Below are 6,627 nucleotides of genomic sequence, written 5' to 3'. Positions count from 1 at the left end.
ACGATTGAAGTCGACACTCGGCGACGGCTACACCACCATCGCCGAACACCGACAAGCACTGAGTGCATAACAACGAGACAAAGTCCCCCAAATGCACTCCAAGAATTTGTCCGCATCCCCTTTTATGCCGAATAGCTGGAACCTTGTAGCTGGGAACAGCCGACTGGACCTCGGCCCCCACAGTAGCCGGGCCCCCGGCTGCCGCCCCCTTGACCCGACCAGCTACCGCAAACAGCAGAAACCGCAAAAGAGAACGCCCCCCCCGACAGCCACCCCAGACGCATAAAAAACGTCGATACCTTTGAATTACAAGCGTGTAACTTACCCACTGACAAGCGCAAATGCCCCTTAAAGGGCGTATCAAACCCCAAAACTTACCTTTTATTTTGCTTAGAAAGTTGAGTTAACGTTCCGGTAACCTGCACTTTCCCCGAATTTAAACGGGTCGAGCCGTTTAAGAGAGCCACGTCACCCCTCTCTCGGATACTGAAATGTTGTTCCTCTGCGCTACGCTATCGGTATGTTAAAAAATCGGAGGATAGCAGCGCTCACATGCGCAGTCGCAACTGCAGCGGCCGCGTTTGTCGTGCCTTCCGCCGGTGCAGCTACCGTGGGCGAACCCAGCGATGGCGTGTGCTCGCTGAAGGTGAATGACGCTGAACGTAAGTACATTGATTCGCTCGACCGCAGTGTCGGCGTCGGCGCATCTGATGAGCGGGCCCGCTGGGCGTCCGCGTTTGAGCAGTTGTACCCGGCTGCTCCGGACACCGTCGCACCGTTTTTGGAGTTGTTCACCGGCTCGTACGTGACCTACTTCAACAGCAACCTTGAGGCCAACATCGAGAACTGGGCTCAGCGAGTCGCTGAGGACACTGGGGCGGACATCGATTCTTCCCGCGCGTACTTCACGCAGGTGTGGAATTCGGCGGCGGTCAGCGACCACCAGGCGTTCGACATGACCAAGTACTGGAACATCATTGATACCGCTGTGAGCAACGGCGAGATCACTGTGCCGGCTCGCGACGGCTTCGCGGAGTTCGCGTTGATCCCGGACCGCGAGGGGCTGGTTGAGCAGCAGTCTCGCGATTACCCGGCCATGCCGAAGGACCAGGTCGAGGCGTGGGTTGATGCGTATGAGCAGCTGCCGGACGTGAAGCAGGCTCGTCGTGTGGCAAGGTTGATGGTGGCGTTCGAGGAGGCTCGTCAGACTTGTGCCAAAGGTGGCGGCAACGCACTGCTGCCTACCGACGGCCCGAACCCGGACGCCCCGACCACCACGCCGACGACAAGCACCAACGCGGTTCCGAGTGGGCAGGAAGGCAAGAGCAGGGACACAGTGACTCACACGGTCACCAACGGCAACGTCACCACTTCGGTGACCACCGACACTTTGACCAGCCTGACCGTATCCCAGACCACCCACAGGACTGAGCAGACCATGGAAGCCGCGTCCGGCGGCTCTTCCGCGAGCACGGGTACGATCATCGGTGTGATCGTGGCGATCCTGGTGGCCCTTGGCGCCGCAGGCGCAGCGTTTGCGCTGTCTGACCAGTAGCCGTATCTTGGCTCGGTGCGAAACACGCAGCAATCTCCGCAGCAAGCAGCGAAGCTCCCCGTCGTCCCGCTGACGGCGATGAGCTTCGCTGCTTTCGTGTACGTCACGTTCGAGATGTTCGCCATCGGCCTGATTTCTCCGATGGCGCGGGACCTGAACGTCTCTGAGGGCCAGATTGGCCTGCTCATGAGCGTCTACGCCGGTCTGGTCGCGGTAGTGACCATTCCGCTGATGCACGTCACGCGGAAGGTGAACAGGCGCTACCTGCTCATCGCCACCCTGGTTTTCCTGCTGGGCGGCATTGTCCTGCAGGCCACGGCCACGAGCTACGCCACGCTGGTGGCGGGGCGTGTGACGGCGGCGTTTACCCACGGGTTGTTCTGGTCGCTGGTCAACCCGGTCGCCGCGCGTATTGCGCCGCCGGGGCAGATGGGCAAGGCGGTGGCTGCGGTGTCGTTCGGGTCCACCCTGTCGATGGTGGTCGGCTCGCCGCTGACCACGGCGATGGGCTCGGCGATCGGCTGGCGCGCTTCCACCTGGGTGCTCGGCGCCGCGGTGGTAGGCGCACTGGTCATGATGGTGATTTCCCTGCCCAGCCTGCCCGCGAAGCCGCCGGCCCAGCAGGCTGACGCGCAGGCGACGAAGTCGGCCATTCCGTCTCTGGTCATCTACCTAGTGCTGGCCGTGATGGCGATCTTTGTCACCTTCACCTACCTGGCCCTGCTCATTGAGGCCACGGCCGGCCACCAGTTCGTGCCCTACGGCGTGGCGCTGTACGGCATCGCGGGCCTGGTCGGCGTGACCCTGTCCGGCCGCCTGGTGGATGCGCGCATGATCCGCCTCAACGGCATCGCCACTGCCACGCTGGTGGCCTCCGGCATCGCGGGCCTGCTCGCGCTGCACTACAACACGGGGATCGGCATGTTCGCGGTGATCGTAGTCTTCGGCATCGCCGCGGGCGCGCTGCCCACGGTGGCCACAACGATCTTCCTGTTCGCCGGCCAGCGCAACCAGGATCTGGCCAGCTCGGTGTACGTGGTCACGTTCCAGGTGGGCATCGCCTCCGGCTCGGCGCTGGGCGCCGCCACCGTGGACTTGGGCTACTTGGGCGGCACGCTGCTGTCGACGGCGGTGCTCGGCGCGTTGGCGTTTACCGTCATGGCCACCCGTTCCCGGTCCCTCCTGCGGTAGCGCGCGGGTTCCACGAACCGCCCGGCGGCCTCCAGCTCCAGGTAGCCGCGCAGAAACTCCGCGGTCTCGCCGGCGACAAACGTGCGCTGGCCCCACTCGGGCACGCGGAAGATGCCGTGCGGCACGCGCACGAGGTCGCGGCCGCGCAGCATCGTCGCGCCGATTTCCTGCAGCGAGGTCACGATGAACGCCTCGCCCACCGCGTACGCGACCACGTTGCGGTCGAAAGCGCGCAGCTTATCGACGGCGCTCCGCCCCGCCAGCCAGTAGCCATCGCCGGCCACGAGGGCGTCGTCACGCAATTGCGGAAGAGTGCGCACCTGGGGTCCGCACGACGAAAGTCCCGCCCTGCGCTCGATCTCCCTGGCTAAAAGAGAGGGGTCGAGCGGGGCGGGGCCGGAAGCGCGGTAGAACACCCGCGCCAGTTTAGGCGTATGCGGGGGCGTTGACGCCGAGTTCGAAGACTTCGTCGCTGCTCTCGATCAAGGAGCGGTCGTGGGTGACAAAACCGCAGGCGATGTTTCGCTCGGTGGTGAGCTGGCGCAGAAGCGCCACGATCTCCTGGGAGCGGTCGGCGTCGAGGGCGGCGGTGGGCTCGTCCGCAAGCAGAAGCGACGGCTCGCCCATGAGCGCACGCGCGATGCCGACGCGCTGGCGCTGGCCGCCGGACATCTCGCCGATGCGGCGGTCGCCCAGACCCTCCAGGCCGACGGTGGCCAGCAGCTCCTCGGCCCGGCCGCGGCGGGGTTTGATGCCCCGGACGTGGTCGGTGACCAGCAGTTGGTCGCGCACGTTCAGTGCGGCGATGAGGTTGGCCTGCTGGAAGATCATGCCGATCTTGTCGCGGCGCACGTTGTTGTCCACGGTCTGGCCGTTGAGCTTCGCGGTGCCGGAGTCCGGCTGAATCAGGCCGGCCGCCACAGACAGCAGCGTGGACTTGCCGGAGCCGGACTCGCCGACGATGAAGGTCATCTCGCCGGGCTTGGCGGTGAACTCCAGGTGATCCAGCACTGTGCGCATTTCCTGGCCGTCCTTGAATGCGACGGTGACATCGTTGAGTTCGAGCATTATGCGACACCTCCAAGAGCCGCCTGAGGGTTAACTTTCGTGATGTTGCGGGTGGCGATCAGGGCGCCGACCATGCCGAGCGCCCAGATGGCCACCGGGGGAGCGACCGCCGTGAGCGCGGTCAGGGAGAACGGGGCGCCGCCCTGCATGACAAGGCCCAGGCCGAACGCAGCGACGCCGCCGATGAGCGCGCCGATGCCCAAAATCACCGCGGCCTGGCCGAGGGCGTCCTTGAGCAGATACTTATTGGACGCGCCGATGGCCTTCAGGATGGCCAGGTCGCGGGTGCGCTGCATCGTCCACACGGTGAGGAAGGCGATGATCACCAGCGCGGCGATGGCGTAGAGGAAGCCCTGGATGAGCTTCAGCGAGCCCTGCTCCGAGGAGTACGCCGGCAGGCCGTCAAAGGCCTCCTTCAGGCTCACTCGGCCGTCGACGTCGTGGTCCGCCAGCAGCACCGAGCCGTCAGCGTCGGTGTGCATCGCCGCCTGCCAGAACTCCGTGGGCACCCACAGGACGGGGGAGTGGGAGAACGCGAGGTCCTCGCCAATCGCGCCGACGGTGATGTCGTTGCCGGCGACGGTCACGGTCTCGCCCTCGCCGACGTCGAGGGAGGGTGCGGCCACGGCTTCGTCGGAAAGCGTCTGGCCCCCTGGAAGTTCGGTGCCCTTAGGCAGCGACAGGATGGCCACGGCCGCGTCCTCGCCGTTGCCCTTGGTCATGAGCATCTGGCTGGCGCCGAGCGGGGTGAGCCCGTCGCGCGCCTCGACGCGGGAGGTGGTGAACGAGATGTCCTCCGGGTCCTGGAAGACCACAGACTTCGGGTCCAGCGCCTCCAGCGCGGACGTGTTCTGCTTGCCCAAGCCGGCGGTCAGGCCAGTGAGCACGACCACCAGCAGCGTAATCAGCGCCACGGTGCCTGCGATCAGCCCGAAGCGCCCCTTGGCTGACGTGATTTCTCTGATTCCTACGAACATGGTGTAAATCCTGCCGTTGACCTGCACCTTGATACATCGCGCTGGCGGTTGAAATCCCGCTCAACCGATCGGTTGATCTACGCTCAGACGCATGTTGTCCACCACCCGCCTGCTCGATTTTCTGCGCGTGAGCCTGCACGTGCTCGTCGCCGTGCTGCTCGCGGTGGGGCTCGTGGGGCAATTGCGTAGCGACGCCCCCGTGACCGCCCTCGCCCTGCCCCTGGCGTTCGCCTGCGTGTACATGGCCGGCACCGTCTGGCACTTCCACGGCAAGGACTACCCGGCGTGGGCGCCCTACGCGTGGCTCGCGGTCGTGGCGGCGCTGTGGGTGGGGCTGGTGCAGATGTCCGAAGAGTTCGTCTGGCTGGAGTTCCCGCTGGTCATGCTGGCCTGCGTGCTGCTGCCCGCGTGGTGGGAGCTCGCGGCCGCGGCGGCGTTTCTGGCCGTGGCGCTTTCCGCCACCGCCCCCGGCGGCGGGCCCGGCGCGGTCATCGGCCCCACCATCGGCACCGTGCTGGCGGTGATCATCGTGCACGCCTACCAGGCGCTGCGCGCGGAGGCGGACCACTACCGGCAGATGGCCGAGGACCTCAAGGCCGCCCAGCGCGAGGCCGCGAAGGCCGAGCACGCGGCGGGCGTGGCGGAGGAGCGGGCGCGTCTGGCGCGCGAGGTGCACGACACCATGGCGCAGGGCTTGAGCTCCATCGTGTTGCTGGGCCGGGCGATGGACAAGCAGCTCGATGAGGGCGACCCGGCGCGCGAGACGCTGGACGTGATCCGCTCCACCGCCTCCGACAACCTGGCGGAGGCGCGCCGTTTCGTCGCGGAGAACTCCGCGAACACGCAGGCCCCGGCGCGCGAGACACTGCCGGTGCGCTTGGAGCGCCTGGCGCGTCACGCCCAGGACCGCCAGCGCGCGCTCGGCGAGCAGCTCGGGGTCCGCGTCCAGGCCGTTGACCTGCCGGAACCGTGCGCGTCGGTGGCGGAGCGCGTTGTGCGGGAGGGCCTGAGCAACATCGTGCGCCACGCGGGTGCCTCGTCGGCGGTGGTGACCGTCGATAGGCTTGGTGCGACCGCAACCATCGACGTCTTCGACAACGGCCGCGGCATCACCGGCCCCGAGGGCTACGGCCTGCAGGGCCTGCGGGCGCGTGTGGAGGAGGCCGGCGGCGAGCTCACGGTGGAGGGCAACGTCCTCGCCGCAACCCTGCCTGTGGAGGAGAAATGACGCTGAACGTCATGCTTATCGACGACCATCCGGTTGTCCGCGCCGGCCTGCGCGCCGTGCTCAATTCCTTCGACGGCGTGGAAGTCGTCGCCGAGGCCGCCGACGGCGACGCCGAGGTGCCCGAGGGGGTGGACGTGGTGGTCTCCGACATCCAGATGCCCGGCGCGGACGGCATCGCGCTGACGCGCCGCCTGGTCGCCGCCGGCGGGCCGCCGGTGTTGATCCTGACCACCTACGACACCCAGGCGGACGTGGTCGCCGCGGTGGAGGCAGGCGCCATGGGCTACCTGCTCAAGGACGCGCCGGAAGATGAGCTGTACGAGGCGGTACGGAGCGCGTCGCAAGGCAAAAGGGTGCTCTCCCCGCAGGTGGCCAACGTGCTGGCGGACCGGCTGGTCAACCCGGCCGAGGCGCTCTCGGCGCGCGAGATTGAGCTGCTGCGCGCGGTGCAGACCGGCGCCTCCAACAAGGAAATCGCCCAGCAACTGTTCATCTCGCAGGCGACCGTGAAGACGCACCTGATCCACATTTATTCCAAACTCGGGGTGGACAACCGCACCGCCGCCGTGGAGGAAGCCCGGCAGCGCCGGATCATATAAGCTTGCCGC

Annotated in this window: 7 protein-coding genes; 4 read left to right on the top strand and 3 right to left on the bottom strand. The window is 66.6% G+C overall.

What is annotated here, in order from left to right:
• Nucleotides 1-646 precede the first annotated feature (646 nt).
• The gene (locus MHX64_RS07790; RefSeq protein ID WP_239406326.1) at nucleotides 647-1,555 is read left to right on the top strand and encodes a hypothetical protein; all 909 of its coding nucleotides are present in this window, start codon (nucleotides 647-649) and stop codon (nucleotides 1,553-1,555) included.
• Nucleotides 1,556-1,633: 78 nt separating this feature from the next.
• Nucleotides 1,634-2,746: an MFS transporter gene (locus MHX64_RS07785; protein ID WP_255711198.1), complete on the top strand. Its 1,113-nt coding sequence runs from the start codon at nucleotides 1,634-1,636 to the stop codon at nucleotides 2,744-2,746.
• On the opposite strand, the gene MHX64_RS07780 is transcribed toward MHX64_RS07785, so the two are convergent.
• The 3 genes from MHX64_RS07780 to MHX64_RS07770 form a co-directional block, all read right to left on the bottom strand.
• Nucleotides 2,656-3,048: a hypothetical protein gene (locus MHX64_RS07780; RefSeq protein ID WP_239356498.1), complete on the bottom strand. Its 393-nt coding sequence runs from the start codon at nucleotides 3,046-3,048 to the stop codon at nucleotides 2,656-2,658. The two genes, MHX64_RS07785 and MHX64_RS07780, sit on opposite strands and share 91 nt — an antisense overlap.
• Before the next feature lie 124 nt (nucleotides 3,049-3,172).
• Nucleotides 3,173-3,814 (bottom strand): ABC transporter ATP-binding protein, encoded by a 642-nt coding sequence (locus tag MHX64_RS07775; protein ID WP_239356500.1) that lies wholly within the window; start codon nucleotides 3,812-3,814, stop codon nucleotides 3,173-3,175.
• Nucleotides 3,814-4,791, bottom strand: coding sequence for an ABC transporter permease (locus tag MHX64_RS07770; protein WP_239356502.1), 978 nt, complete (start codon nucleotides 4,789-4,791; stop codon nucleotides 3,814-3,816). The genes MHX64_RS07775 and MHX64_RS07770 overlap by 1 nt, the downstream gene beginning before the upstream one ends.
• A 91-nt stretch (nucleotides 4,792-4,882) precedes the next feature.
• Here MHX64_RS07770 and MHX64_RS07765 point away from each other — a divergent pair, with 91 nt between their 5' ends.
• Both MHX64_RS07765 and MHX64_RS07760 read left to right on the top strand, forming a co-directional pair.
• A complete protein-coding gene (locus MHX64_RS07765; RefSeq protein ID WP_239356504.1) occupies nucleotides 4,883-6,019 on the top strand; it encodes a sensor histidine kinase in 1,137 nt (378 codons plus the stop codon).
• Nucleotides 6,016-6,618, top strand: coding sequence for a response regulator transcription factor (locus MHX64_RS07760; protein ID WP_239356505.1), 603 nt, complete (start codon nucleotides 6,016-6,018; stop codon nucleotides 6,616-6,618). The genes MHX64_RS07765 and MHX64_RS07760 overlap by 4 nt, the downstream gene beginning before the upstream one ends.
• The last annotated feature ends 9 nt before the right edge of the window (nucleotides 6,619-6,627 follow it).

This window comes from Corynebacterium sp. ACRPZ (genome assembly GCF_022346205.1).
GTDB classification, from domain to species: Bacteria; Actinomycetota; Actinomycetes; order Mycobacteriales; family Mycobacteriaceae; genus Corynebacterium; species Corynebacterium lehmanniae.
The sequence above is the reverse complement of the archived record's forward strand: the minus strand, read 5'-3'. Positions and strand labels throughout refer to the sequence as shown.